Origin of the sequence: Streptomyces sp. NBC_01408 (assembly GCF_026340255.1) — a bacterium.
Lineage (GTDB): Bacteria > Actinomycetota > Actinomycetes > Streptomycetales > Streptomycetaceae > Streptomyces.
The window spans coordinates 1713803-1739217 of record NZ_JAPEPJ010000001.1 but is presented as its reverse complement, the minus strand read 5'-3'; the positions used below and the strand labels follow the sequence as shown (position 1 = coordinate 1739217).

Here is a 25415-nt window from a genome sequence, read left to right as displayed (position 1 = left end):
CCCATCTCGCCTACCCCGTGTCCACCCCCGGACGCCCGATCCGCTCCGGGCGGACACGGGAGCCCGCCCGGGGCCCGTGGGGCGTCTCGCCGATCCGGCCGGACGCCCCCTAGAGCGCCTTTCCGACCAGCAGGTCCTCGCCCGCCACGTCGACCCGTACGGTGTCGCCGTCCCTGACCTCGCCGGAGAGGATCTCCTTGGCCAGCCGGTCGCCGATCGCCGTCTGGATCAGGCGGCGCAGCGGCCGGGCGCCGTACGCCGGATCGTTGCCCTTGTCCGCCAGCCAGGCCAGGGCCTCCGGTGTGATGTCCAGGGTCAGGCGCCGGTCGGCCAGGCGCTTCGCGAGCCGGCCGATCTGGAGCTCGGCGATGTGCGCCAGCTCGTCGCGGCTCAGGGCGGAGAAGACCACCAGGTCGTCCAGGCGGTTCAGGAACTCCGGCTTGAAGGAGGCCTTGACCACCTCCAGGACCTTGGCCTTCTTGTCCTCCTCGGAGGCCGCCGGATCCATCAGGAACTGACTACCGAGGTTCGAGGTCAGGACCAGGATGGTGTTGCGGAAGTCCACGGTCCGGCCCTGGCCGTCCGTGAGGCGGCCGTCGTCCAGGACCTGGAGCAGGACGTCGAAGACCTCGGGGTGGGCCTTCTCCACCTCGTCCAGCAGGACCACGCTGTACGGGCGCCGACGCACAGCCTCGGTCAGCTGGCCGCCCTCCTCGTAGCCCACGTACCCGGGCGGGGCGCCGACCAGCCGGGCCACGCTGTGCTTCTCGCCGTACTCCGACATGTCGATGCGGATCATGGCCCGCTCGTCGTCGAAGAGGAAGTCCGCCAGGGCCTTGGCCAGCTCCGTCTTGCCCACGCCCGTCGGGCCCAGGAACAGGAAGGAGCCGGTGGGCCGGTCGGGGTCGGCGATTCCGGCGCGGGTGCGGCGTACGGCGTCCGAGACGGCCCGTACGGCCTCGCCCTGGCCGATCAGGCGGCGGCCCAGCTCCTCCTCCATCCGGAGCAGCTTCTGGGTCTCGCCCTCCAGCATGCGGCCCGCCGGGATGCCGGTCCAGGCGCCGACCACGTCCGCGATGTCGTCCGGGCCGACCTCGTCCTTGACCATCGCGTCTTTGGAGCGTCCGGTCTTGGAGACCTCGGCCTCGGCCTCGGTGGCCTCCGCCAGCTCGCGCTCCAGCGTCGGGATCTCCCCGTACAGCAGCTTCGAGGCGGAGTCGAAGTCCCCGTCGCGCTGGGCGCGCTCGGCCTGTCCGCGCAGGTCGTCCAGGCGCTCCTTGAGCTCGCCCACCCGGTTGAGGGACTGCTTCTCCTTCTCCCAGCGGGCGGTCAGGCCCCGCAGGTCCTCCTCCTTGTCCGCCAGATCCTTGCGGATCTTGTCCAGGCGCTCCAGCGAGGCCGGGTCGGACTCGTTCTTCAGCGCCAGCTCCTCCATCCGCAGCCGGTCCACGGCGCGCTGGAGCTCGTCGATCTCCAGGGGGGAGGAGTCGATCTCCATGCGCAGCCGGGACATGGACTCGTCGACGAGGTCGATGGCCTTGTCGGGCAGGAAGCGGGAGGTGATGTACCGGTCGGAGAGGGTCGCCGCGGCGACCAGCGCGCTGTCGTTGATGACGACCTTGTGGTGGGCCTCGTAGCGGCCCTTGAGCCCGCGCAGGATCGCGATGGTGTCCTCGACGGACGGCTCGGCGACCAGCACCTGCTGGAAGCGCCGCTCCAGCGCCGGGTCCTTCTCGATCCGCTCGCGGTACTCGTCGAGCGTGGTCGCGCCCACCATGCGCAGCTCGCCGCGGGCCAGCATGGGCTTGAGCATGTTGCCCGCGTCCATGGCCGAATCGCCGCCGGCGCCCGCGCCGACGACCGTGTGCAGCTCGTCGATGAAGGTGATGATCTGGCCGTCGCTCGACTTGATCTCCGCGAGGACGGTCTTCAGCCGCTCCTCGAACTCACCCCGGTACTTCGCGCCGGCGACCATCGCGCCGAGGTCCAGGGCGACGAGGCGCTTGTTCTTCAGCGACTCGGGGACGTCGCCCTTGACGATGCGCTGGGCCAGGCCCTCGACGACGGCCGTCTTGCCGACGCCGGGCTCGCCGATGAGCACCGGGTTGTTCTTCGTACGGCGCGAGAGCACCTGGACGACGCGCCGGATCTCCTGGTCACGGCCGATGACCGGGTCGAGCTTGCCCTCACGGGCGGCTGCCGTGAAGTCCGTGCCGAACTTCTCCAGGGCCTTGTACTGGCCCTCGGGGTCGGGGGTGGTCACCCGCCGTCCTCCTCGTGCGTTCTCGAAGGCGGCCAGCAGCTTCTTCGCCGTCGCGCCCTGTGCGGAAAGGAGCTCACCGGCCGCGCCGCCCTTGGCGGCCACGGCGATGAGCAGGTGTTCGGTGGAAAGGTAGTCGTCGCCGAGCTTCCCGGCCTGACCGTCGGCCTCGGCGAGGACGGCGAGCAGCTCCCGGGTGGGCTGCGGGGGCGCCACGGTGGAGCCGGTGACGCTGGGCAGCGCGGCGAGCAGCCGGTCCGCGCCCGCGCGTACGGCGGCCAGGTCGGCGTCGGTGGCGACCAGCAGGTCGATGACGTTCTCGTTGTCCTCGCCGGCGAGCAGGGCCAGCAGCAGGTGCGCGGGGGTCAGGTCCGCGTGCCCGTCCTTGACGGCGCGGCTGGTGGCCGCGTTCAGCGCGTCCCGGCTCTTGTTGGTCAGCTCGGCATCCACGGGTGACTCTCCTCTCCCCGAGGGGGAACCATGACATGGTCAGCGTATGCAAAGTTGAGTCTATTCCACTCAAGGAAGTTCAGGCGCCGGACCCGCGGCCGGTCTCGGTGCCGTGGACCGTACGCTCGGTCCCATGTCCCCTGACGTACTCAACCCGACGCCCGAGTACCTCGCCTTCTGGCGGGAGCGGCACGTCTGCACGCTGACCACCCCCCGCCCGGACGGCACGCCCCACGTGGTGCCGGTGGGCGTGACGTACGACCCGGAGGCCGGACGGGCCCGGGTGATCAGCAACAAGCACAGCAAGAAGGTCCGCAACGTCCTGGCGGCCCAGGCCGCGCGGCCGGGCGGGGCCCGGGTCGCGGTGTGCCAGATGGAGGGGCGCCGCTGGGCCACCCTGGAGGGGCACGCGGTGATCCGCACGGACGAGGCGTCGGTCGCCGACGCGGTGGCGCGCTACGCGGAGCGGTACGGGCGGACGCCCTCGCCCAATCCGGACCGGGTGGTCATCGAGATCACCCTGGACCGGGCCATGGGGCGCGCCTGAGGCCCGGGGCGGTCCGGGTCCCGGCGGTCCGGGCCGAAAACAGTTCAGCTTTCATCTTGTCCGGTTCGGCTACTGGACGCGGACATCACAACGGCGCCATCGTGGTCAGGTCCACGATGGCGCCGTTGTGTGGGGGAAGCACCTGAGCGATCTGCGACGACGGGGGAATCGCTTCAGGCACTGCGGGGGGTGGCGGTGGTGATATCGGGTTCGAAGAGCTGGTGGTCGCGCTGATCGAGATTGACGAAGACCATTCCGTAGCGCACCTCGCAGCGGACGGGCTGCGGTGCGCCCCGCGGGCGGCGCAGGCACCGGTAGGCACGTACGTCCTCGTCCTCCTCGCGCACGACGACGATCGGCTGGCCGAACAGGGTGACCATGAGCGAGTCACCGGAGTGGGGAATGGCCGTGGCGAGGTCGATGAACTGCCAGCCGGAGCGGTAGGCAGAGGCCATTTCGCGGCGGAAGCCGCGGTCGTCGGGGGTCACGCGGACACCGTCGCCGGCGCCGTCGTCCAACCGGTGTCGGACTTCCCGTTCAGTGGACCGCTCGTCCAGCCGGTATCCGCGTACTTGTCCACGGGCCCGATGGTCCAGCCCGTGTCGGACGCCTTGCCCATCAGCTCGGTGCCCTGATTGCCCCTAGCGCTCCCCGCGTCACTTTCGACGGCGCTGACTGCCCAAAAAACCGCAACGGCGGAGAAAACTATGGCAAGCACCGAGCGAAGCATTCTCTTGTACATGGTCGGCTTCGTCCTCACTTGATGGAATCCTCTCCCCCGCGTGACAGACGATGGCTCATTCAGGCACGTCAATGCCACAGGGACGATGCATCATGTTCTTGCATGTTCAGGACCCTGGGGGGTGGAGATTTGACGCGAAACGACACAAAACCGACACATCCCCACCCCGTCACGTCCATGTGTGACGAGGGAACGCGGCTCTACGCGGCGGCACTGAGCACTGGCCGCATCGCCCGGGGCGAGATCCAGAATGCCCCCTGCCTGCTTGAATTCGCTCTTCTGCAGCCCGACCCGGATGACGCGAACCAACTGCGTCCGGTTCCCCCATCCGTCGCTTTGGCCCAACGGCTCCATCCGATTGAACGCGAGATCCAGGACCGCCGGCGCAGCGCTGTAGATCTGACCGATACTTTCGAGCCGTTCCTGGCCATCAGTGCGCAGAACCCGGCCAACACCCACGCCATCACGGTGCTGGAAGGTTTCGAACGGATCAACGCCGCCCTGAACCTCGCGACCGCCGAATGCCACACCGAGGTCCTGACGGTCCAGCCGGGAGGGGCGCGGCCCTCGGTCGCCCTCACCCAGGCCCTGGAGCGGGACGAGCCGCTGATCGACCGCGGGGTCAGCATACGGACCCTCTACCAGCACACGGCGCGGCACAGCCAGGGAACCCTCGCCTACGTGGACCGGATCTCCACGGGGAAGGTGGAGATCCGCACCCTGGAGGAACTGATCGAGCGCCTCATCATCTTCGACCGCACCGTGGCCTTCATCCCGGCGAGCGACGACCGCCGGGTGGCCCTGGAGCTGCGCCACCCCGGGCTGGTGGACTACCTCATCAAGGTGTTCGAGCAGCTGTGGCACCGCGCCGTGCCCCTCCAGGAGGAAGTGACGTACCGCAGCACCCCCGGCGGGATCTCGGGCGTGCAGCGGAGCATCGCGCAGCTCCTCATCGAGGGCCACGTCGACGAGGCCATAGCGCGCCGCCTCGGTATGAACGTCCGCACCTGCCGGGCCCACATCGCCAAGCTCGCCACCACCCTCGGCAGCGGCAGCCGCGCCCAACTGGGCTACCTCATCGCCCAGTCCGGCATCCTCGGCCGGCCCTCGGACCCGTCCCCGGCCCCGGCCCCGGAACGGCACCTCTGACCGCCCCCTGCCGCGCCGCGGCCCCAGGCCCCCGCCCCGCCGCGGGCGGCCACCGACAGGGCGCAGGCAGGGCCGCAGAGGCCGCCCACGGCACGCACGCAGGGACGCCGGGAGCGCCGGGACCCCGGGACCCCGGAACACCGCGAAGGCCCCGCCCGGGCATACCGGGCAGGGCCTTCTTCGCAGTCAGCGGGCGGATCAGTCCAACGGGCGCTTGGGGCGCCAGACGACCAGGGCACTGCCCGGCTGCGGCGGCGAGTACGGGACCAGGTCCCGCCGGTACGAGGCGTGCACCTGGGCCTCGCGGGCCTGAAGGGTGGCCGCCGCACCGTCCACCGCCGCGGAGAGCTCGGCCACGCGCTGCTGGAGCGCGGCGACCTGGTTCTCCAGCTCGATGATCCGCTTGATGCCCGCCAGGTTGATGCCCTCGTCCTGCGACAGCGCCTGCACCGTGCGGAGCAGCTCGATGTCACGGGCCGAGTAGCGCCGGCCGCGGCCGGCCGTACGGTCCGGGGAGACCAGGCCGAGACGGTCGTACTGGCGGAGGGTCTGCGGATGCAGACCCGAGAGCTGGGCGGCCACCGAGATCACGTAGACCGGGGTCTCGTCAGTGAGTTGGTAAGCCCCGTTGCCGAAACGGGGCTGGTTGCGGCGGCCGTCCATGTCAGGCTCCCTTCGCGGACTCGAACAGCGCGGAGCGGGGGTCCTCGGACTCCGTCGCCTCGCGGTACATCTCCAGCGCCTCACGTGCCTTGTCCGTCAGCTCCGTGGGGACGGTCACCTCCACCGTCACCAGCAGGTCGCCGCGGGTGCCGTCCTTGCGGACCGCGCCCTTGCCGCGGGCCCGCATCGTCCGGCCGCCGGGCGTGCCCGGCGGAAGCTTCAGCGTCACCGAGGGGCCGTTCAAGGTCGGGACCTTGATCTCGGCACCCAGCGCCGCCTCCGCGAAGGTCACCGGCACGGTCACCGTGAGGTTGTCGTCCTTGCGGCCGAACACCGGGTGCGCGTCCACGTGCACGACGACGTAGAGGTCACCGGCCGGACCGCCGCGCTCGCCCGGCGCGCCCTTCCCGCGCAGCCGGATCCGCTGGCCGTCGGAGACGCCCGCCGGGATCCGGACCTGCATGGTGCGGGAACTGCGTGCCCGGCCACTGCCCTTGCAGACGTCGCACGGGGTCTCCGCGATCAGGCCGCGGCCCTTGCAGTCGGCGCAGGGGTCCGTCAGCGAGAAGCCGCCGCCACTGCCCCGCGAGACCTGGCCGGTGCCGACGCAGGTCGGGCACACCCGGGGGGTGCCGTTCTTGTCGCCGGTGCCCGAACAGGCCTTGCAGGGTGCCTGGGAGGACATCCGGAGCGGAACCGTGGCCCCGTCCACCGCCTCCGTGAAGGAGAGGGTGACCTCCGACTCGACGTCCTGGCCGCGGCGCGGCTGGACACGGGTACCCGCGCCCGCGCCGGCGCCGCGGTTGAACAGGCCGCCGAAGACGTCGCCCAGACCGCCGCCGAAGCCGCCGCCCGGACCGCCCTGCTGCTGCCCGCCGAAGAGGTCGCCCAGGTCGAAGTTGAAGGACCCGCCGCCCCCGCCCGGACCGGGGCGGAAGCCCCCGTTGCCGAACAGGGCGCGGGCCTCGTCGTACTCCTTGCGCCGCTTCGGGTCTCCGACGACGTCGTTCGCCTCGGAGATCTCCTTGAAGCGCTCCTCGGCGGAGGCGTCGCCCTTGTTGGCGTCCGGGTGGAACTCGCGCGCGAGCTTCCGGTACGCCTTCTTGATCTCGGCCTCGGTTGCGTCCTTCGGGACACCGAGGACCTTGTAGTAGTCCTTCTCGACGAAGTCCTTGGTGCTCATCCCCGGTGTCCCTCCTCTCGTGCCGCTACGTGTGGTGCGTCAGCCCTTGTCGGGGGCATCCGCGTCCTTGTCCGACGGCGCTTCGCCTTCCGCCGACTCGGACTTGGGGGCCGCGCCCGGCTGGGGCTCGGCCACCGCGACCCGCGCGGGGCGGATCGTACGCTCGCCGATCCGGTACCCCGGCTGCAGGATCGCCACGCAGGTCGTCTCGGTGACGTCCGGCGCGTACGAGTGCATCAGGGCCTCGTGGATCGTCGGGTCGAAGGGCTCGCCCTCCTTGCCGAACTGCTGCAGACCCATCTTGGCCGCGGCGGTCTCGAGCGATTCGGCCACCGACTTGAAGCCGCCGACCAGCTCGCCATGCTCCCGCGCCCGGCCGATGTCGTCCAGGGTCGGGAGCAGTTCCGTCAGGAGGGACGCGACCGCGATCTCCTTGACGGCGATCCGGTCCCGCTCCACCCGGCGGCGGTAGTTCTGGTACTCCGCCTGGAGCCGCTGGAGGTCCGCGGTGCGCTCGGCGAGCGCCGTACGGGCCTGGTCAAGCTGCGCCAGAAGAGCTACGTCCTGAGCTGCTGCTGCGGAGTCCCCGGCCGGGGCCGCCTCCCCCTCCTCGGAGGAGTCGGCGGCCTTCGGCTCGGCGTCGTCAGGCGTGGCGCCGGTGGGGACTTCGGGCTTCTCGTCAAAACCCGGGGTCTCCTCCGACATCAGGCCGCGCCACCCTTCGGCTTCTCGTCGTCGACGATCTCGGCGTCGACGACGTCGTCGTCGGCCTTGGCCTGGCCACCCTCGGCGCCCGCGGCACCGGCGGCGCCCTGAGCGGCCTGGGCGTCGGCGTAGATCGCCTGGCCCAGCTTCTGGCTGACCGCGGCGAGCTTCTCGGTCGCGGTGCGGATCTCGGCGGTGTCCTCGCCCTTGAGCTTCTCCTGAAGCTCGGCGATGGCCGCCTCGACCTCGGTGCGGACCTCGGCCGGGACCTTGTCCTCGTTGTCCTTGACGAACTTCTCCGTCTGGTAGACGAGCTGCTCGCCCTGGTTGCGGGACTCGGCGGCCTCGCGGCGACGGTGGTCCTCGTCCGCGTACTGCTCCGCCTCCTGGCGCATGCGGTCGACCTCGTCCTTGCCGAGCGAAGAGCCGCCGGTGACGGTCATCTTCTGCTCCTTGCCCGTGCCGAGGTCCTTCGCGGTCACGTGCATGATGCCGTTCGCGTCGATGTCGAAGGAGACCTCGATCTGCGGGACGCCACGCGGGGCCGGCGGCAGGCCGGTCAGCTCGAACATGCCGAGCTTCTTGTTGTACGCCGCGATCTCGCGCTCGCCCTGGTAGACCTGGATCTGCACGGACGGCTGGTTGTCCTCGGCCGTCGTGAAGATCTCCGACCGCTTGGTCGGGATGGTCGTGTTGCGCTCGATCAGCTTGGTCATGATGCCGCCCTTGGTTTCGATACCGAGGGACAGCGGGGTCACGTCGAGGAGCAGGACGTCCTTGACCTCACCCTTGAGGACACCGGCCTGGAGGGTCGCGCCGATGGCGACGACCTCGTCCGGGTTGACGCCCTTGTTCGCGTCCTGGCCGCCGGTCAGCTCCTTGACGAGCTCGGCGACGGCCGGCATGCGGGTGGAGCCGCCGACCAGGACCACGTGGTCGATCTCGGACAGCTGGATGCGCGCGTCCTTGATGACGTTGTGGAACGGGGCCTTGCAGCGGTCGAGCAGGTCGGCGGTGAGCTGCTGGAACTGGGCGCGCGTGAGCTTCTCGTCCAGGTGCAGCGGGCCCTCGGCGGAGGCCGTGATGTACGGCAGGTTGATCGTGGTCTCCGTGGAGGAGGAGAGCTCGATCTTCGCCTTCTCGGCCGCCTCGCGCAGACGCTGGAGCGCCATCTTGTCCTTGCCCAGGTCGACGCCGTGGCCGTTCTGGAACTGCTTCACCAGGTAGTCGACGACGCGCTGGTCCCAGTCGTCGCCACCGAGGTGGTTGTCACCGTTGGTGGCCTTGACCTCGACGACGCCCTCGCCGATCTCCAGCAGCGACACGTCGAAGGTGCCGCCACCGAGGTCGAAGACGAGAATGGTCTGGTCGTCCTTGTCGAGACCGTAGGCCAGGGCGGCGGCCGTCGGCTCGTTGACGATGCGCAGGACGTTCAGACCGGCGATCTCGCCGGCCTCCTTCGTCGCCTGGCGCTCGGAGTCGTTGAAGTAGGCCGGGACGGTGATGACCGCGTCCGTGACCTTCTCACCCAGGTAGGCCTCGGCGTCGCGCTTCAGCTTCTGCAGGATGAAGGCGCTCATCTGCTGCGGGTTGAAGTCCTTGCCGTCCAGGTTGATCTTCCAGTCGGTGCCCATGTGGCGCTTCACCGAGCGGATGGTCCGGTCCACGTTCGTGACCGCCTGGCGCTTGGCCACCTCGCCGACGAGGACCTCGCCGTTCTTGGCGAAGGCGACGACGGACGGCGTGGTCCTGGCGCCTTCGGCGTTGGTGATGACGGTGGGCTCTCCGCCTTCCAGAACGCTGACGACGGAGTTAGTGGTGCCCAGGTCGATGCCGACCGCACGTGCCATTTCGATTCCTCCAGCTGACTTGAGTGGAACAGGCTCAAGGATGCCGTACCGCTGCGCTGGCGTCAACAGAACTGAGCCGAGGGGACTCAACCTTTAGCCGCCCCTTACGCGCAACCTTCGCCCAAACGCCGGCGAGGCTGGATTTCAGCCCCGCCGGCGTTTGAGGCGCGGGGTCCGGGGCGGAACGCCGGCAACGGCGCCGCACCCGAACGGGTCACCGTGGCCGCGCGGCACCCCGACCCCGCCGGAGGCGTACGGCACGGTGCTGACATGCCTCTGCTGCTGCCGCTGACCCTCCCCGCCCGGCCAGGGCTACGGCCGCCGGCCAAGCGGGTGCTCGACCTCGCCGCCTCACTGGTCCTGCTCGCCGTGTGCGCCGTGCCACTGCTGCTGGCCGCCGGACTGCTGTACGCGGCCGGGGGCGGGCGGGTCCTCGTACGGGAGCAGGCCGCCGGGCTGGCCGGGCGGCCGTTCCGCACCTGGCGCCTGCGCACGGACGGCGCGGGGCGGATCGGGGCCGCCGTGGAGCGCTGCGCCCTCGACGGCCTGCCCCAGCTGCTCAATGTGGTGCGGGGCGAGATGTCGCTGGTCGGACCGTGCCCGGGAGCCCGTACGGACCGGCCCGAGCGGCTCCTCGTACGACCCGGGATGACCGGGCTGTGGCAGGTGAGCGCGCGCTCGGACCTGCCCTGGGAGGAGATGGCGCTGCTGGACCGGCATTATGTGGAGAACCACTGGCTCGGGATGGACCTCGCGATCCTGGCGCAGACCCCTCGGGCGGCCTATCGGCAAAGGCATGCCTGAGCGACACAGATCACCGCATGCTCAGCTACATTGCGGCGTCGGGAATGGGTAACCTCAAGCCTTGACTTCATAAGTTACCGCTTAGTAAGTGCCGCCCGAGGAGCCCGCCCATGCAACTCGCCGCGATCATCGTGTCGCTGGTTCTGACCGTGGTCGGCGTCGCGCTGATCACCCGAGCCGGGGCGCAGATCTACCGGTTCGTCAAGATCGGCCAGCCCGTGCCGGCCGGCAGTCGCACGGACGACTGGAAGGCCCGAAGCCTCACCCTGGCCAAGGAGTTCGTCGGCCACACGCGCATGAACCGGTGGGGGATCATCGGCTTCGCGCACTGGTTCGTCGCCGTCGGCTTCCTGACGCTCGGCCTGACGATCGTCACCGCGTACGGCCAGCTGTTCAAGGCCGACTGGGTGCTCCCCGTGGTGGGCGGCTGGCTGCCGTACGAGGTCTACACCGAGTTCATCACGATGATGACGACCGTCGGCATCGTGACCCTGATCGTGATCCGGCTGATGAACCTGCCCTCGCGGGCCGGCCGCAAGTCGCGCTTCACGGGCTCGAAGGCCGGGCAGGCGTACTTCGTCGAGTACGTCATCCTCACCATCGGCATCTGCATCACGGCGCTGCGCGCGCTGGAGGCCAACCTCCACCACGTCGAGAGCTACGAAGCCGCGTACTTCTTCTCGTACCCGCTCGCGCTGGTCTTCGACGGCCTGAGCCTGGGCACGCTGCAGAACCTCGTGTACTTCTTCGCCGGGCTCAAGCTCAGCGTCACGATGATCTGGGCGATCACCCTCGGCCTCAACACCAACATGGGTGTGGCCTGGCACCGCTTCCTGGCCTTCCCGAACATCTGGTTCAAGCGCAACGCGGACGGCGCGGTCGCTCTCGGCGCTCTCCAGCCGATGACCAGCGGCGGCAAGGAGATCGACTTCGAGGACCCGGGCGAGGACGATGTCTTCGGCGTCTCCCAGGTCGAGCAGTTCTCCTGGAAGGGCATCCTCGACTTCTCCACCTGCACGGAGTGCGGCCGCTGCCAGTCGCAGTGCCCCGCCTGGAACACCGGCAAGCCGCTGTCCCCGAAGCTCCTGATCATGTCCCTGCGCGACCACGCGCACGCCAAGGCCCCGTACCTGCTGGCCGGCGGCGGCAAGGACATGGAGGGCAACGAGAAGGCCACGGCGGAGCAGCTGAAGGACGTCCCGGCCGCCGCCCTCGCCGAGGCCGAGCGCCCGCTGATCGGCACCGCCGAGGAGAACGGCGTCATCGACCCGGACGTGCTGTGGTCCTGCACGAGCTGCGGCGCGTGCGTCGAGCAGTGCCCGGTCGACATCGAGCACATCGACCACATCGTCGACATGCGCCGCTACCAGGTGATGATCGAGAGCGCGTTCCCGTCGGAGGCGGGCACGATGCTCAAGAACCTGGAGAAGAAGGGCAACCCCTGGGGCCTGGCCAAGAAGCAGCGCGTGGAGTGGACGAAGGAGGTCGACTTCGAGGTCCCGATCATCGGGAAGGACGCGGAGGACCTCTCGGAGTTCGACTACCTGTACTGGGTCGGCTGCGCGGGCGCCCTGGAGGACCGGGCCAAGAAGACCACGAAGGCCTTCGCGGAGCTGCTGAACATCGCGGGCGTCAAGTTCGCGATCATGGGCGGCGACGAGAAGTGCACCGGCGACTCCCCGCGCCGCCTGGGCAACGAGCCGCTGTTCCAGCAGCTCGCCCAGGAGAACGTGGCCATGCTGAACATGGCCTTCGGTGAGGACGACGAGGACCCGGAGACGAAGAAGCCGAAGACGGCGAAGCGGATCGTCTCCACCTGCCCGCACTGCTTCAACACCATCGCGAACGAGTACCCGCAGCTGGGCGGCGAGTACGAGGTCATCCACCACACGCAGCTGCTCCAGCACCTGATCGACGAGGGCCGGCTGACGCCGGTCACGCCGGTCGACGGCCTGATCACCTACCACGACCCGTGCTACCTGGGCCGCCACAACAAGGTCTACACGCCGCCGCGCGAGATCATGTCGGCCGTGCCGGGGCTGCGCCAGCAGGAGATGCACCGCCACAAGGAGCGGGGCTTCTGCTGCGGCGCCGGTGGCGCGCGGATGTGGATGGAAGAGCGGATCGGCAAGCGCATCAACAACGAGCGTGTCGAGGAGGCGCTGTCCCTCAACCCGGACATCGTTTCGACGGCGTGCCCGTTCTGCCTGGTGATGCTGACCGACTCGGTGAACGGCAAGAAGAACGACGGCCAGGCGAAGGAGTCCGTCCAGGTCGTGGACGTGGCGCAGCTGCTGCTGGAGTCCGTGAAGACCCCGGAGCCGACGGAGGCGGAGCTCGCGGCCGCCGCGGCGGAAGCGGAAGCGGAGGCCGCTGCGGCTGCTGCTGCGGCCGAGGCGGAAGCCGAAGCCAAGGCCGCCACGGAGGCCGAGGCGAAGGCCGAAGCCGAAGCCAAGGCCGAGGCCGAGGCCAAGGCCGCCGAGGAAACTGCCGTCGAGGCGGCGCCGGAGGCGGAGACGCAGCCTGAGGCGAAGCCCGAGGCCGAGACTCCGGCCGAGCCTGAGGCGGAGCCCAAGGCGGAGCCCAAGGCAGCCGAGACGAAGCCCGAGGACGCCAAGTAGGTCATCCCGCAGCACGCCGCAGCGGCCGGTCCCCCCACCCCGGGGGACCGGCCGCTGCGGCGTTTCCGGGCCCGTCAGGGCCGGGGCCGGGGTCAGCCCTCGTCCCCCGCGCGGTGGCGGCGGAGCAGCGCGAAGCCGAGGCCCGCGGCGCCGACCGCGGCCATACCGCCGCCCGCGGCGACCAGTACCGGCGTGTCGCCCTTCGCCGGGGTGACCCCCTCGGCGCCGGCCTGCACGCCGCCCTTCGGCACGACCTTCCCGACGGCCGGCTGGTCGGCGGGCCGGACATCCTTCTGGACGTCCTGGACGTCCTTCTGGACGTCCTTGACGTCCTTCTTGCCGGTGTCCACCAGGTACTCCTCGAGCAGCTTGCCGCTGAAGTCGTACACCCAGCTGTTCCCGCCGCTCTTGCCGTCGATGACGACGAACTTCACGCGCTTGCCGTCCTGGACGAGCTTGTACGTCCAGCCGTCCTTGTACACGGCCGGGTGCTTCAGGTCGATCGTGCCGAGCGGGTTGCCGTTCGGCAGGGAGACCTCCACGCGCTTGCCGTCCGGGCCGTCCACCAGCTTGGCGATCCGCCCGTCGGCTATGGCGATCCGGACCGAGGTCACCTTCTTGACCTCGGGCTTGACCTGCGGCTTCGGCTTCTCGACCGGCGGCTTCGGCTTGGGCGCGCCCTCGACCCACGAGGTCACGGTGCCGTTCGGCTGGAGCACGACGTGCAGTCCGTTGTTCTGGCCGTACGCCGCCGCGCCGCCCTTGCTGACCAGTGTGTCCAGCTTCGTGGGACCGGCGTAGATGTCAGCCTCGAAGTGCTGGTCGCCGATCTTGTAGACCTTGGCGATCGAACCGTCCGCCAGCTTCACGGTGGTGACGTACGCCCGGAGGCCCGGCTTCGGCTTGACCGGAGGAGTCGTGGGCGGGTTGGTCCGGTCGGCCTTCGGCTCGACGGAGGGATCGACCTGCGGCTCGACGGACGGGTCCACCTTCGGCTCGACCGACGGCTCGACCGAGGGGTCCACCTTCGGCCCGACCGGCGGCTGTTCGATGCCGGGCAGCACCTGCGGCTCCGGGACGGCGGGGGAATCCGCGAAGGCGGACCCGACGGGGAGCGCCAGGACTGCGGCCGCGCCGGCGACGACGGCGGTGCTGCGGAGGGTGGTGCGGCGGGTGCTGCGCATGATGAGGGCTCTTCTCGTGCTCGTTCTGGCTCGTTCGTGCGTCGGTCGTGCGTCGGTCGTTCGTGCTGCGTGGCGTCGACAGGAACGAAGCTACGGGCCCGATATGTGCGTAATCCTTCGGCAATGTAACGAAGCGCCACAGAATGCCGCGCAGCCAGGTAAACCGGACAAACCATCGGGGTGGGGTGGACCCCCCGGGGTACCCCTAGGGGATGTCACAGGTCAGCCGCAAAGGCGGCCGGTTCCGGCAGCCCGGCCACCCGGGCCCGCCGGAGCAGGTACTTTCGATCACGTGGCTGGATTCAGGATCGGACGCGGCCGGGACAACAACCGCACCCCGCAACAACCCCCGCGGCAGCAGCCGTACGGTCAGCAGCAACCGCCGCCGTACGGCTCGCAGCCCTACCCACCCGCCGGGCCACCGCCCCCGCAGCAGCAGTGGCCCCAGCAGGGGGCCCCAGGGGGCCCCGGCGAGCCCGAGTACTTCGACCCGTACGGACAGCAGCCGCAGGCGCAGCCTCCGTACGGCCCCGGACCGGCGTACACGAACGACAACCCGGGGCACACCCAGGTCTTCGCGTTCGGCGAGGACCCGTACAACCAGGGCGCGACGTACCACGCCGGGGCTGCCGCGGCCGCCCCGGTGGGCCCGCGGCTGCCGTGGAAGGAGCTGCTCCGCGGCATCGTGACCCGCCCGGGGCAGACGTTCCTCCAGATGCGCGACTACGCCGTCTGGGGTCCCGCGCTGATCGTGACCTTCCTCTACGGGCTGCTCGCGGTCTTCGGCCTCGACGACGCCCGCGAGGACGCGATCAACGCGACGCTGATGAACGCCGTCCCGGTCGTCCTGTCGGCCGGCGTGGCCTTCGTCATCTGCGGCCTGCTCCTGGGCGCCGTCACGCACACCCTGGCCCGCCAGCTGGGCGGCGACGGCGCGTGGCAGCCGACCGTGGGCCTGTCGATGCTGGTCATGTCCATCACGGACGCCCCGCGCCTGCTCTTCGCCGTGTTCCTCGGCGGCGACAACATGGTCGTGCAGGTGCTCGGCTGGGCCACCTGGGTGGCCGCGGGCGCGCTCTTCACCTCGCTGATCAGCAAGTCGCACGACCTGCCGTGGCCGAAGGCCCTGGGCGCGTCCGCGATCCAGCTGGTCGCCCTGCTGTCGATCATCAAGCTCGGCACGCTGTAGCCGTACCCAGCACCCCGTAACCCGTACCCCGTACGCACGGGAAGGGCCCGCCACGCAGTCGCTGCGCGGCGGGCCCTTCGTGCACCGGGGGGTGCGTCGTGGATCAGGCGTCGTGGATCAGGCGTCGAGGACCTGACCCTCCCGCTTCACCACGGGCGGCTCCACCGACCACGGGAAATTGATCCACTCGTCGGTCTTCTTCCACACGTACTCGCACTTCACGAGTGAGTGGGACTTCTCGTAGATGACGGCGGACCGCACCTCGGCGACGTGGCCGAGGCAGAAGTCGTGCACCAGCTTGAGCGTCTTGCCGGTGTCGGCGACGTCGTCGGCGATCAGCACCTTCTTGTCGGTGAAGTCGATCGCCTCGGGCACGGGCGCCAGCATGACCGGCATCTCCAGGGTGGTGCCGACACCCGTGTAGAACTCCACATTCACCAGGTGGATGTTCTTGCAGTCGAGCGCGTAGGCCAGCCCGCCCGCGACGAAGACCCCGCCCCGGGCGATGCTCAGGATGATGTCGGGCTCGTAGCCGTCGTCGGCGATGGTCTGCGCGAGCTCGCGCACGGCCCGGCCGAATCCCTCGTAGTCGAGGTTCTCGCGTACTCCGTCAGTCATGCCTCGTGCCTCACCTGGGTGCGGTGGAAATTCTGGAAGGAGCGCGAGGCGGTCGGCCCGCGCTGCCCCTGGTACCGGGACCCGTACCGCTCACTGCCGTACGGGAACTCCGCGGGCGAGCTGAGCCGGAACAGGCACAGCTGCCCGATCTTCATGCCCGGCCACAGCTTGATCGGCAGCGTGGCGAGGTTCGACAACTCGAGGGTCACGTGGCCCGAGAACCCGGGGTCGATGAACCCGGCGGTCGAATGCGTCACCAGCCCCAGGCGGCCCAGGCTGGACTTCCCCTCCAGCCTGGAGGCGATGTCGTCGGGCAGCGAGATGACCTCGTACGTCGAGGCCAGCACGAACTCACCCGGATGCAGAATGAACGCCTCGTCCCCTTCGGGCTCGACCATGCGGGTCAGGTCGGACTGCTCGACCGCGGGATCGATGTGGGCGTAGCGGTGATTCTCGAACACCCGGAAGAACCGGTCGAGACGTACATCGATGCTGGAGGGCTGCACCATCGACTCCTCGAACGGGTCGATGCGAACCCGTCCGCTGTCGATCTCGGCCCGGATGTCTTTGTCAGAGAGAAGCACGTCCCGAGGATACGCAGAGCGCGCGGGCCACCCCCAATCGAGAGCGGATGCCCGCGCGCCCGGCCCAGCCTCTACCGCTGCCTACCGCTTCACGCCACCCACGGGCACGGCGTGCCTCAGCCGCGCGCACCGCGGACACCTCAGCAGCCGCCCGGGTCCGATCCGGCCGGCACCGAGGTGCTGCAGCGGGAAGGAGGCGGTACTGAAAACGTGCCCTTCGGCACAGCGGACGACGGTGTGCTCCATCGAGTCCCTTTCCCCAACAAGCCGTACTGCGACGAATCGCCACATTAGGGGATGATCGGGACCCACTCCAGCCGCCGCTCCGCACTCACACGGTACGCCCCAACTCCCGCCCCCACACGCCTCGGTGTACGCCGCACATGACAACGACCCCGCGGAAATTCACCGGGGGTCGATCATGGGGTAGAGTGAGGCACGATACGGCTCCAGGCAACTGGCACGCTGTGCGGATGTAGTTTAATGGTAGAACATGAGCTTCCCAAGCTTATAGCGCGGGTTCGATTCCCGTCATCCGCTCTTACAAGAAGGCCCAGGTCAGCTACCTGGGCCTTCTTCGTTGTCTGAACCTTTCCCTGCCCGCGTGCCATGCGCGTGCCATAACTGCCCTGATGGCGCTCCAGATTGCTCGCCGAGTCGCTGCCGGCTTCGCGGGGGAGGGCGTCCGCGCGTTACGCGGGCACCCCGTTTCGACGCGGCCGCCCTCCCCGCCGCTCTGGACTTCTTCGCCTCGGCGCAGAAGCAGGACGTCGGCTGGGCCTGCACTGCTCCACTCGAATCCGACAACGACACCACCGGCAACACCCTGCTCGCGCTGGCCGGAGCCGACCGGGCGGACCGGGCCTCTCCGACTGGTACCTCCCGCCGTCCTACGGCGCCGCCGAGACCGGGTCGGCGCTTGCCCCGCACCGTGCCAGCCGCACCGCCACCCCGGCACTCCTGGCTTCCCAGCGGCCGACGGCGGCTGGCCCCGTATCCCGGACGAGCCCTACTCCAGCCCGACGGCCACCGGCCTGGCCCTCACCGCCGGCGGACTCGGCCCGCAGGACACCCGTCTCACACGGGCTGCGCTTATCCGCGCTGGTCAGCAGCCTGTACCAGGACCCCGCCCTGCTCGCCTTCCTCACCACCGTGCTGGGCAGCGAGGTCAGCACGGTGCGGGACCCCGTCGAGCGGCATGTCTTGAACATCCTCCACCGGGAGGGCGACACCCATGGCGCCCACACCGACGACCACCTCCTCGCCCTGGTCCTCTTCTCGAATCCCCACCCCACCCCGACGACGGCGGCCTGCTGGAATTCCACCCCGGACACCCTGGCCTCGACGACCTGGACAGCGCAGCTTCCCGGCGCGCACACCGCCGTCCGGGCGAGGGCTACCCGAGTGACACTCCAGCCGACCGCCGAGGGGGGGCGTGCCCCATCCGTGCCTTCAGAGCGGTGAACATGCCGAGGGTGATGAGTGGGCAGGGGATGGCTTCGCGTGCGTGAGGCGTGGACCAGTGGCGATGTCGCTGCGCCGGGTCCTGAAGTCCCACAACAGTCGCTGTGACGGCACTAGTTCGGCCCTCAGTGCGGGCCCTGGCAGGACTACGAGTGGAGCTGGTGGGGTGATGAGCCGCCGTCGCACTCCCCGGTGTTCGTCATGACCCACCGCCGGCGTCCTTCGTTCACACTGAACCGCAGTTGTTCCGGCGGGCCGGAGGCCGGCTCGGGGAGCGGCCGGTGCACGACCGCACCTAGCTCGCGAGCGCCTTGAACAGGCCGCGGATCTCGTCCTCGTCCGCGATCACCGGCAGGGTGTCGAAGTAGAGCTCCCACTCGCCCTTCGGGCCAATGCGCTCGACGATCCCGAAGGGGATGCCGGTGCCCTTGGGGTCGGTGCCGTTGGGGTCGGTCATCGTGCCATGCCACTCGATGTAGGTGGTGGTGCGGCCGAAGGCGACCTGGCCCGCCTTGAACTCGACGTCGGCGTTCTCGAACAGCCGCTGCAGGTAGGCGGTCTTGCCCCCCTGGGTGGTCAGCGACCGGTCCAGACCGGGCCCGGCCAGCTTGGCGTTGCCGGTACGGGCGGCCAGCGCGGCAGCGTCCCCGCTGTTCCAGGCGGCGAGGCGGGCGGGGACTTCCTGGGCGTGGAACCGGTCGGGGGCCGCTCCGCGCGGGCCGGGGCCGGCCGGGTCGGCGATGCCGGCGAAGAGGGGGCGGGGCCGCTGAGACTCGGGCAAGACCTGGAACAGCTCGTAGCGGTCGTAGTAGCGGCGGGCCTGGATGGTCTTGCCGTCATCGCCGAGGACGTTGCGGGCGATCTGCGGGTAGCTGACCTTGTGGCCCTTGAGGGTGACCGTGTTCTGCTGGCCGAACATCATCACGGCGCCGTCGGCGACCACGTTCGTGCCGCGGTAGCGGAGGTCCGGCACAAGGCGGAGTGAGTTGCTGATCGAAGCGCCGATCACTTCGTGGCCGCGCTGGGGCTTGCCGCCGGCCTCCCAGAGGCTGGCCTCCTCGTCGAAGATGTCCAGGTAGGTCTGGAGGCTGGGGGCCTCGCCGAAGACGATCTGCCGCTTCATGAAGGCGCAGGCGTTCGGGGTGATCCGCCCTTCGAGCCGGTCTACCTTCTCGCGGACCTCGGCGCACTCGCCGCCCTCGGCGGTGGCGGTGGCCGGCGCGGCACCGATGGTGAGGCCTGCGAGGAGAGTGGCCGCCGCGAACACTCCGGTGCGCATGTACCGCCGCATGTTCATGTCATTCCCCGTTCGTGATCGCTTGATCGCTTCGATGGATCAAGCTTCTTCGAGGGCGCCAGAGAAAACGATTACCTCAGGGGTAATGACGGGCAGTTGACAGTGCGGATGACGACCGACCACGGATGACAGGCACTGGCACGGACCAGGTTCCGGTAGGCGCGTCCAGGCCGAGCCGACCCGCCGACCCGCCGGGCGACCCGCACAACTTCTGGTGGAGACCGGGGCCGGCCAGGCCTTCTGGCTGCGCGGACTCGGTGACCAAGAAGGCTGGGACCCCATGGCCCGGTCGACGAGCCCATGCGGCTGACCGGTTGCGGAAGCAATCCGGGGGCGACAGCCGCCGACCCGCGGCGCCGACTCGTAGGCACTCCGGGCGACTCGGCCCGCTCGTGGCCACCATCATGGGGGTGTGCCCCAACCGTGCCCTTAGGAGCGGTCAACAGCGGTCAGAACCGGAGCGGGCAGAGGCTCCAGAAGACGCTCGGCAGGGATGATTTACACAGGTCAGAACCCATACGAACAATTTCCGCGCCATAGATTCCCAAGCTTATAGCGCGGGTTCGATTCCCGTCATCCGCTCTCTGACGAAGGCCCAGGTCAACGACCTGGGCCTTCTTCGTTGCCCGGGCCTCTCGAGGGTCTCGCGCCATTCGCGTGCCATAAGTGCCCTACTGCTGCGTCACATTGGGAAGCCCACGCTTTCGACTGTCCCAGAACGGTGATCGGAGCGAGTCACATCCCTGCCCCGACCGGCGAGCTCGGGGCGAGCGCACGCATGGCGACCGCGCCACTGTTCTGCGCCGCCTTCGCGCACCGACGGCGCACATCGGCGTCGATGTCCGCAGCGAGCTTGCGCCGATGCCCGCGGTGGAGTGCCGATGGATGAGCTGCACCGCTCCCGCGACTGGCTGGCTGGCTGGCTGGCATGGACCCGGTAGCAGGCGACGCCCGCCTCTCCGGTCGCCCGACGCGCGGCGTGATGACCAGGCCGCACTTCACTAAGCCCTGCCTCAGCGCGGACCTCATGCGGCCGGCACGTCTCGTCAGCGCCGGAGGGTGCATGCAACCTGTCGCACATGCCACAACTATCAGAGTTGATGTACGTTGGGAGGCATGGAGACGAAGACGTACACGACCATCGACCTTCGCAAGGGCATGGGCGAGATCCTCGACAGGACCCGCCTCGCTGGCGAGCACGCCGTCATCACTCGGAAGGGGAAGCCCTTGGCCTACCTGGTCCCCGCCGAGTGGTACGAGCAGATGACCAGCCAGCAGCAGATGACCGAAGATGAACAACAGGACGCCGCCGCCTGATCCACCGCCACCAGCAACTCCAGGAGTCAGCACATGAGCGCCCAGCCCATCCATTTCGACGGGTTCGAGGGGGAACCCCGATACCTTCCACCAATGCCTGAGCGCACTCCGCAGGCACTCCGGCTCGCGATTCAGGAGCACGCCCCACAGCTTCTGCCCGACTTTGAGGCCCACTGGAAGCGCGCCATCGGGGACACCTTCAACGTCACCCCGCTACCGGCCTTCATGCGACTGTGGTGGACGCAGTACGCCATAGCCCGTGACCCCGAACTCGACGCCCACATGCGAGACCTCGAAGCCCGTGCGGCGAAGTCTGAGGACCCCGAGGAATCCATGGCGCTGCTGGAGGAGTACAGCCGCCTGCGCCACGAAGCGGCAGACAGGAAGCCCGGCCGGTGACCGACGAACCGCCCCGGCCGCCCTGGCAAATGGACTGGACGAAAAACGCGTGGGACGACTTCCAAAACATGCCCGCAGAAGGCCGTGACCTGGTCACCGCCGCCCGCGCCGAGCTGATCACCGTGGAAGACCCCTACTTTCGCGGCATCGACGCCGACGCAGGACTTCCCCACTGGATAGCCGTCCGCCCGCTGGCCTCCACCAACCCCGGCGGCCCCCACATCGCCGATCTCGCCGGCGGACGCGGATGGCTGATCTACACCTTCACCCGCCGCCACGCCGAACCGCAGGTCGTCGTCACAGAAGCCTTCTGGGCCTGACCCACCCCCACGCACGACAACGCCCCGCGTTCCCTGCGGGGTGCTGCGACGCCCGGCGCGGCCGTCACTGCGAGTGCCAGTCGGCCGACCCGCACCCTGCGCGGCGTCCGCCCAGGGGAGCCGTGCATCCCGAAGCGAGTCGCCCCGACTGCGGCCACCCGGTCTCACCCGCTTGATACGGACACATTCTCGGCCGTTCCTGCGGGCAGCCGGCGACCGTCGTTTGCCCGATGTTCGCAGTGGGGTAACTGTCGGGGCATGCGTGATCCACTGCGGGAGCAGTACTACCGTCATCGTGCCCCGGTCTACGACGTGACCAGCTATCGCGGCGACGACGTGGTGAACGCGGGGCTGGACCAGGAGACGGCCGATATCGGGAAGCTGCTCGCTGCCCTGCCCGAGGGGCGGGCTCTGGACGTGGGCTGCGGGACGGGTGTGTGGACCCAGTTCCTGCGCGGCCCAGTGATCGCCTTGGACCAGAGCGCCGAAATGCTGGGACTGACCCGTGCTCGAGTGCCACATGCACAACCGGTGCAGGGGCTGTTCCCTCCGCTGCCGTTCGTCGACGGTGCATTCGACCGGATCGTCACCGCGAACTTCTACGGGTTGTTGCGACCTGCCGAGCGCACGGCGTTCCTCGCGGAGGCGCGCCGAACGGCAGGCGAGCTTGTTGTGATCGACCTGCGAAGTGACGGCGACCTTCACGAGGAGAAGATCGAATTGAGGACCGTGGCCGAGACCACGTATCCGATTTTCCGGCGCCGGTTCACGCCCGAGAGTCTGCGTGCGGAACTGGTCGGCGAGTTGATGTACTGCGGGCGGTACTTTCTGGCAGTCCGCGTCTGACGGCAGCCGGGGCTCCCCGGCCGGTCGCTGGTCGGGGAGACCCGCTAGGTCATGCCAGGGTGGTCTCCAGCGTGAGCAGGTGCGCGTCGCCCGCTGATGCGCCGTCGTCCGGTACGGCGAACATACGCAGGACGCTGCCGTCGGTCTCCAGGTGAACGGCGTTGTACGTGACCACCCGGCCAGCTGGCGACAGTTCGGTCATCGGTGCTTCGTGCTCGATCCGTCCGGAATCGACATCGACAACCGCGATGCCACCAAGGCTGAAAACACCGGCGCCAGGGACCGGGTACTCGGCGATGCCGGTGCACACCATGTGACCGCCGCCGACGCTGACGCAGGTCTGGTAGTCGACGAAGTGGCTCTTGTTGTCGACCCGGTGGGTGAGACGGCCGTCAGGCGTGAAGGTGAGGAGGCTCCTGGAGCCCCAGGTCACGGCATGCAGCAGGCCGCTCTGCCGGTCACGGACGACCCCGCCGATGTGGTCGTCGAAGCGGAACGCCTCACGGACTTCGAGGGTGTCCGGGTCCACCCGGTAGACGATGGACCGCGAGTGGGGCCGGTACTCCGCAGCCGGCACCCACACGGATTCGCCGTCGAAGTCGATCCCCCCGGGGTGGTAGACCGCATCCTCTCCTACGGTCACATGACCGAGCGCGCCACCATCGGGATCGGTGACGAACAAGTGCCCAATGCCTTGGCCAGGGGTTCGGTCGAAACCGTCCACGGGGCTGCCGTAGAACCTTGTCGGCTCAATGATCTCCGCGGACGACAGGTACAGCCGGCGGTCGGAGCCGCGGACCACTCCCTGAGGATGGTGAGCAGGAAACTCGAGCGGCACCCGGTTGATCACGCTCCAGGCGGTTCCCCGGGTGAGCTGCCGGACTGCCGCGATGACAGCCTCATTCGAGTCGTCGCAGACACCAACGACAGAAGGACCATAAGGAAGGCTCATGATCCGTCAACGACGCGTTCGCGGGTGCGTCACGGTCAGATCGGGCTGCCTCTGCTCGGGTGGCTCCGTAGCCGCGTTCTGCACGACCATGGCTGATCACCGGCGGGGCTGCGCTGCTGTGCATCGCCCCGGTACTACCTCTACCACCCGCAAGGAACACCCCCGGGGCACCATGTGCGGCCTGATGCGCCGCACATGCCACCGCGAGGAATTCCGGTCCGCGACACTCGTTCCCTACCCGTGCCCCATCCGTGCCCTTCGGAGCGGTGAACAACGGTCAATACGGGTACGGACGGACCCTTGCGGCAGGCCCTACGGTCGGCTCTTTTCGCAGGTCATGGCCCATGTGGATGCCCTGCGCATCATAGATTCCCAAGCTTATAGCGCGGGTTCAATTCCCGTCATCCGCTCTTGAGAGAGGCCCAGGTCAGCGACCTGGGCCTTCTTTTTTGTCCAGGCCTTCCTGGCGCCGCGCACGACCCCCGCACCATCTGCTCTTCGCCTGTCAGAGCAGGTGCGGCGGCGGTACGACCAGGACCACGGCCAGGAGGCGCGGCCTCATCCGCGGGAGCGCCTGGGTCTCGAACCATCGCCGGAGGGGAGCGTGTGACGGCGAGCCGTACCGGGGGTGGGGTCGCCGAGTTCGGACGGGTCGATGCCGAGGTTGGCCAGTTCGACGATCTGGTCGGCGACGGCCTTCACTTCGTCGCGCACAATTTTCGGGTAGCCCGCCTCGTCCTCGGCGTGGAAGGCGTACTCCCACACCCAACGGTCATCGGTCACCGGGCGGCCTCACCAGCGGTACGGAGGCCGGCCTCGGCGGCGGCGGCGTTGCGGATGCGGCTGATCTCGGCGGCGATGTCACGGGCCTCGCCAAGGTCGGTGACCTCTCCGGCGCGGGCCTCAAGCACGTGGAGTCGGGCGGCTGCCTCCGGGTGTCGGGCAATGGCCACCTCAACGGCCCACGCCTCCGTGAAGGTGCGGAGCGGAATGGCGGAAACCTCGGTGCGCGCGCGGGCGGTGCTGGCTGCGCGGTCGCGGTCGAAGTCGGCGAGCAGCTGCGGGGCTACCTGGGCGAGGGCGGCGCGGATCGCCTCGGGCTGGGCGGGCGGCTGTGGGACAGCGGACGGCTGGGGCGCGGTGCTCATGCGGCTTCGGTCCTCTCCTCCTGGTCAAGTTCGCCCGCACGGTAGGCGTTGGCAAGGGTGGTGACGTGCTGGCGGGACCAGCCGACGCGGCGGCCTACCGCAGCTTTCTGCCCGTAGCGGTCGGCGGAGCCGATCCGGCCCACCGTGCGGTTGAGGTGCGCCTGCGCCCGCGCAAGGGCCTGCTCGGCCCGGCGGACGGCCTTGAGGGCGTGGTCCAGGTCGGTCTTCTCGTCGTCGGTCAGGGGTTCACTTGCGGCTCGCACAACCCGAGCATAAACCGTCACCATGACTTGACACTATGGGGCTCTCCCGCTGGAGGACAGACAGGAGCCGCGCGAAGCCGCCGGCCGTGCCACAACGTGCCAGTAGAGGCGGTAAGCAGCGGTCACCAGAGGGCCCGACGGGGCCGCTCCCACGCCACCCCCGGCCACCATCTCAGCAGGTCAGAGGCTATGCAGGCCTTGAGTACCGGGTGACTCCCAAGCTTATAGCGCGGGTTCGATTTCCCGTCATCCGCTCCACGACAAAGCCCCAGGTCAGCGACCTGGGGCTTTCTCATTTGTCTCAACGCATCGGGCTTCGCCATGTCCCTCCGTTCCTCCCCGCCCAGCGCACTGATGGCAGCTCGGCCCGTGCAGGGCATCGTGGGGGCGCCGTCGTGCCCGCCTTCCTGCGCCGCATCCCGTTGCCGCGGGTCACCTCAAGGCGACACCTCCTGTGGCTGGTCGCACAGTTGTGGGTCTGGCGTGGCCGTGGCCGGTTCTGCGATGCTTCCGTCCGACAAGCGACGGCGGAACGAGGAAGCCGGTGAGATTCCGGCACGGTACCGCCACTGTGTAGGGGGAGCGACTCCGCCATGGCCACCGCCCCGTCCGGGGGCGGGAAGGCCGGAGAAGCGTTGATCCCGAGTCAGGAGACTCACGCCGTCGCACCTCGATGTACGGGGCGGATTTCCCCAGGAGAGGCGGTGGCACCCGTGTGCCTGCGTACCCATGGCGGCAGCTCTGCGCTGCCCGTGGCCCTGCGGGGCCGGCCTGCCCGGCTCGACGCACGGGCGCGTTCCCTCAGGTTCTGACGACCTCCTTCCTCAGCGGGTCCCTTCCCGTACGCCGCATCACGCGCG

The 25415-nt window shown here is 69.3% G+C and carries 25 protein-coding genes, 1 tRNA gene, 1 pseudogene and 1 riboswitch; of the genes and pseudogenes, 11 read left to right on the top strand and 16 right to left on the bottom strand.

The features are described 5' to 3' along the window. Positions 1-109: 109 nt before the first annotated feature. Positions 110-2710 carry an ATP-dependent chaperone ClpB gene (gene clpB / locus OG447_RS08220; RefSeq protein ID WP_266935807.1) on the bottom strand — a complete coding sequence of 867 codons (2601 nt, stop codon included), beginning with the start codon at positions 2708-2710 and terminating at the stop codon, positions 110-112. A 133-nt stretch (positions 2711-2843) separates the two neighbouring features. On the opposite strand from clpB, the gene OG447_RS08215 reads away from it, so the two are divergent. Beyond that, positions 2844-3257 (top strand): pyridoxamine 5'-phosphate oxidase family protein, encoded by a 414-nt coding sequence (locus tag OG447_RS08215; RefSeq protein ID WP_266935806.1) that lies wholly within the window; start codon positions 2844-2846, stop codon positions 3255-3257. 173 nt (positions 3258-3430) lie between these two features. On the opposite strand, the gene OG447_RS08210 is transcribed toward OG447_RS08215, so the two are convergent. Together OG447_RS08210 and OG447_RS08205 are read right to left on the bottom strand one after the other, a co-directional pair. Continuing rightward, the gene (locus tag OG447_RS08210; RefSeq protein WP_266938802.1) at positions 3431-3712 is read right to left on the bottom strand and encodes a (2Fe-2S)-binding protein; all 282 of its coding nucleotides are present in this window, start codon (positions 3710-3712) and stop codon (positions 3431-3433) included. A 29-nt stretch (positions 3713-3741) separates the two neighbouring features. Beyond that, positions 3742-4017: a hypothetical protein gene (locus tag OG447_RS08205; protein WP_266935805.1), complete on the bottom strand. Its 276-nt coding sequence runs from the start codon at positions 4015-4017 to the stop codon at positions 3742-3744. An 84-nt stretch (positions 4018-4101) separates the two neighbouring features. On the opposite strand from OG447_RS08205, the gene OG447_RS08200 reads away from it, so the two are divergent. Beyond that, positions 4102-5148: a helix-turn-helix transcriptional regulator gene (locus tag OG447_RS08200; protein ID WP_266935804.1), complete on the top strand. Its 1047-nt coding sequence runs from the start codon at positions 4102-4104 to the stop codon at positions 5146-5148. Positions 5149-5346: 198 nt separating this feature from the next. Here the strand turns inward: OG447_RS08200 and OG447_RS08195 are convergent, their stop codons facing one another. From OG447_RS08195 to dnaK, 4 genes are read right to left on the bottom strand one after another with little or no spacing between them, the layout of a single operon-like run. After that, positions 5347-5811 carry a helix-turn-helix domain-containing protein gene (locus OG447_RS08195; RefSeq protein ID WP_266935803.1) on the bottom strand — a complete coding sequence of 155 codons (465 nt, stop codon included), beginning with the start codon at positions 5809-5811 and terminating at the stop codon, positions 5347-5349. Position 5812: 1 nt separating this feature from the next. Then, entirely contained in the window at positions 5813-6994 is a 1182-nt protein-coding gene (dnaJ, locus tag OG447_RS08190) for a molecular chaperone DnaJ (RefSeq protein WP_266935802.1), read from the bottom strand. Positions 6995-7033: 39 nt separating this feature from the next. Further along, on the bottom strand, positions 7034-7699 hold the full coding sequence (gene grpE / locus OG447_RS08185; RefSeq protein ID WP_266935801.1) for a nucleotide exchange factor GrpE: 666 nt from the start codon (positions 7697-7699) through the stop codon (positions 7034-7036). Then, positions 7699-9549, bottom strand: a complete 1851-nt coding sequence (dnaK, locus tag OG447_RS08180) for a molecular chaperone DnaK (protein ID WP_266935800.1) — start codon at positions 9547-9549, stop codon at positions 7699-7701. Before dnaK ends, grpE begins: the two co-directional genes overlap by 1 nt. A gap of 270 nt (positions 9550-9819) precedes the next feature. On the opposite strand from dnaK, the gene OG447_RS08175 reads away from it, so the two are divergent. Further along, complete coding sequence (locus OG447_RS08175; RefSeq protein WP_266935799.1) at positions 9820-10353, top strand: sugar transferase; 534 nt, start codon at positions 9820-9822, stop codon at positions 10351-10353. 110 nt (positions 10354-10463) lie between these two features. Beyond that, the gene (locus tag OG447_RS08170) at positions 10464-12974 is read left to right on the top strand and encodes a (Fe-S)-binding protein (RefSeq protein WP_266935798.1); all 2511 of its coding nucleotides are present in this window, start codon (positions 10464-10466) and stop codon (positions 12972-12974) included. A 92-nt stretch (positions 12975-13066) separates the two neighbouring features. Here the strand turns inward: OG447_RS08170 and OG447_RS08165 are convergent, their stop codons facing one another. Beyond that, complete coding sequence (locus tag OG447_RS08165; RefSeq protein WP_266935797.1) at positions 13067-14158, bottom strand: hypothetical protein; 1092 nt, start codon at positions 14156-14158, stop codon at positions 13067-13069. A 292-nt stretch (positions 14159-14450) separates the two neighbouring features. Between OG447_RS08165 and OG447_RS08160 the strand changes: the two genes are divergently transcribed. Then, entirely contained in the window at positions 14451-15347 is an 897-nt protein-coding gene (locus tag OG447_RS08160) for a Yip1 family protein (RefSeq protein WP_266935796.1), read from the top strand. A 117-nt stretch (positions 15348-15464) separates the two neighbouring features. Here the strand turns inward: OG447_RS08160 and OG447_RS08155 are convergent, their stop codons facing one another. Together OG447_RS08155 and dcd are read right to left on the bottom strand one after the other, a co-directional pair. Beyond that, positions 15465-15965 carry a phosphoribosyltransferase gene (locus OG447_RS08155; protein ID WP_266935795.1) on the bottom strand — a complete coding sequence of 167 codons (501 nt, stop codon included), beginning with the start codon at positions 15963-15965 and terminating at the stop codon, positions 15465-15467. After that, entirely contained in the window at positions 15962-16549 is a 588-nt protein-coding gene (gene dcd / locus OG447_RS08150) for a dCTP deaminase (protein ID WP_031140986.1), read from the bottom strand. The genes OG447_RS08155 and dcd overlap by 4 nt, the downstream gene beginning before the upstream one ends. A 469-nt stretch (positions 16550-17018) precedes the next feature. Between dcd and OG447_RS08145 the strand changes: the two genes are divergently transcribed. Further along, positions 17019-17089 (top strand) — tRNA-Gly (locus tag OG447_RS08145). A 552-nt stretch (positions 17090-17641) separates the two neighbouring features. Here OG447_RS08145 and OG447_RS08140 read toward each other — a convergent pair. Beyond that, positions 17642-17839, bottom strand: coding sequence for a hypothetical protein (locus OG447_RS08140; protein WP_266935794.1), 198 nt, complete (start codon positions 17837-17839; stop codon positions 17642-17644). Positions 17840-18115: 276 nt separating this feature from the next. Here OG447_RS08140 and OG447_RS08135 point away from each other — a divergent pair. Further along, a pseudogene (locus OG447_RS08135) lies at positions 18116-18250 on the top strand (deaminase); the annotation flags it as partial. A 58-nt stretch (positions 18251-18308) separates the two neighbouring features. Here the strand turns inward: OG447_RS08135 and OG447_RS08130 are convergent. Beyond that, the gene (locus OG447_RS08130) at positions 18309-19310 is read right to left on the bottom strand and encodes a hypothetical protein (RefSeq protein WP_266935793.1); all 1002 of its coding nucleotides are present in this window, start codon (positions 19308-19310) and stop codon (positions 18309-18311) included. A 1116-nt stretch (positions 19311-20426) separates the two neighbouring features. Between OG447_RS08130 and OG447_RS08125 the strand changes: the two genes are divergently transcribed. From OG447_RS08125 to OG447_RS08110, 4 genes are all read left to right on the top strand, one after another. Beyond that, on the top strand, positions 20427-20627 hold the full coding sequence (locus OG447_RS08125; protein WP_266935792.1) for a type II toxin-antitoxin system Phd/YefM family antitoxin: 201 nt from the start codon (positions 20427-20429) through the stop codon (positions 20625-20627). A gap of 33 nt (positions 20628-20660) precedes the next feature. After that, complete coding sequence (locus OG447_RS08120; RefSeq protein ID WP_266935791.1) at positions 20661-21026, top strand: DUF6247 family protein; 366 nt, start codon at positions 20661-20663, stop codon at positions 21024-21026. Beyond that, complete coding sequence (locus OG447_RS08115) at positions 21023-21346, top strand: hypothetical protein (protein WP_266935790.1); 324 nt, start codon at positions 21023-21025, stop codon at positions 21344-21346. Before OG447_RS08120 ends, OG447_RS08115 begins: the two co-directional genes overlap by 4 nt. A 258-nt stretch (positions 21347-21604) precedes the next feature. Then, positions 21605-22192, top strand: coding sequence for a class I SAM-dependent methyltransferase (locus OG447_RS08110; protein ID WP_266935789.1), 588 nt, complete (start codon positions 21605-21607; stop codon positions 22190-22192). A gap of 49 nt (positions 22193-22241) precedes the next feature. Here OG447_RS08110 and OG447_RS08105 read toward each other — a convergent pair whose 3' ends face one another. The 4 genes from OG447_RS08105 to OG447_RS08090 form a co-directional block, all read right to left on the bottom strand. Further along, complete coding sequence (locus tag OG447_RS08105) at positions 22242-23144, bottom strand: DUF6454 family protein (RefSeq protein WP_266935788.1); 903 nt, start codon at positions 23142-23144, stop codon at positions 22242-22244. 558 nt (positions 23145-23702) lie between these two features. Next, the gene (locus OG447_RS08100; RefSeq protein WP_266935787.1) at positions 23703-23927 is read right to left on the bottom strand and encodes a hypothetical protein; all 225 of its coding nucleotides are present in this window, start codon (positions 23925-23927) and stop codon (positions 23703-23705) included. After that, entirely contained in the window at positions 23924-24292 is a 369-nt protein-coding gene (locus OG447_RS08095; protein ID WP_266935786.1) for a hypothetical protein, read from the bottom strand. Before OG447_RS08095 ends, OG447_RS08100 begins: the two co-directional genes overlap by 4 nt. After that, positions 24289-24555: a hypothetical protein gene (locus OG447_RS08090; protein ID WP_266935785.1), complete on the bottom strand. Its 267-nt coding sequence runs from the start codon at positions 24553-24555 to the stop codon at positions 24289-24291. Before OG447_RS08090 ends, OG447_RS08095 begins: the two co-directional genes overlap by 4 nt. A 493-nt stretch (positions 24556-25048) precedes the next feature. Beyond that, positions 25049-25233: riboswitch (cobalamin riboswitch) on the top strand. Positions 25234-25415: the final 182 nt, after the last annotated feature.

Excerpts from the sequence above, each read along its gene's own strand:
- OG447_RS08215 (WP_266935806.1), top strand. The coding sequence starts at position 2,844 with ATGTCCCCTGACGTACTCAACCCGACGCCCGAGTACCTCGCCTTCTGG.
- OG447_RS08210 (WP_266938802.1), bottom strand. The coding sequence starts at position 3,712 with ATGGCCTCTGCCTACCGCTCCGGCTGGCAGTTCATCGACCTCGCCACG.
- OG447_RS08200 (WP_266935804.1), top strand. The coding sequence starts at position 4,102 with ATGTTCAGGACCCTGGGGGGTGGAGATTTGACGCGAAACGACACAAAA.
- OG447_RS08195 (WP_266935803.1), bottom strand. The coding sequence starts at position 5,811 with ATGGACGGCCGCCGCAACCAGCCCCGTTTCGGCAACGGGGCTTACCAA.
- dnaJ (WP_266935802.1), bottom strand. The coding sequence starts at position 6,994 with ATGAGCACCAAGGACTTCGTCGAGAAGGACTACTACAAGGTCCTCGGT.
- grpE (WP_266935801.1), bottom strand. The coding sequence starts at position 7,699 with ATGTCGGAGGAGACCCCGGGTTTTGACGAGAAGCCCGAAGTCCCCACC.
- dnaK (WP_266935800.1), bottom strand. The coding sequence starts at position 9,549 with ATGGCACGTGCGGTCGGCATCGACCTGGGCACCACTAACTCCGTCGTC.
- OG447_RS08175 (WP_266935799.1), top strand. The coding sequence starts at position 9,820 with ATGCCTCTGCTGCTGCCGCTGACCCTCCCCGCCCGGCCAGGGCTACGG.
- OG447_RS08170 (WP_266935798.1), top strand. The coding sequence starts at position 10,464 with ATGCAACTCGCCGCGATCATCGTGTCGCTGGTTCTGACCGTGGTCGGC.
- OG447_RS08165 (WP_266935797.1), bottom strand. The coding sequence starts at position 14,158 with ATGCGCAGCACCCGCCGCACCACCCTCCGCAGCACCGCCGTCGTCGCC.
- OG447_RS08155 (WP_266935795.1), bottom strand. The coding sequence starts at position 15,965 with ATGACTGACGGAGTACGCGAGAACCTCGACTACGAGGGATTCGGCCGG.
- OG447_RS08130 (WP_266935793.1), bottom strand. The coding sequence starts at position 19,310 with ATGAACATGCGGCGGTACATGCGCACCGGAGTGTTCGCGGCGGCCACT.
- OG447_RS08125 (WP_266935792.1), top strand. The coding sequence starts at position 20,427 with ATGGAGACGAAGACGTACACGACCATCGACCTTCGCAAGGGCATGGGC.
- OG447_RS08120 (WP_266935791.1), top strand. The coding sequence starts at position 20,661 with ATGAGCGCCCAGCCCATCCATTTCGACGGGTTCGAGGGGGAACCCCGA.
- OG447_RS08110 (WP_266935789.1), top strand. The coding sequence starts at position 21,605 with ATGCGTGATCCACTGCGGGAGCAGTACTACCGTCATCGTGCCCCGGTC.
- OG447_RS08105 (WP_266935788.1), bottom strand. The coding sequence starts at position 23,144 with ATGAGCCTTCCTTATGGTCCTTCTGTCGTTGGTGTCTGCGACGACTCG.
- OG447_RS08095 (WP_266935786.1), bottom strand. The coding sequence starts at position 24,292 with ATGAGCACCGCGCCCCAGCCGTCCGCTGTCCCACAGCCGCCCGCCCAG.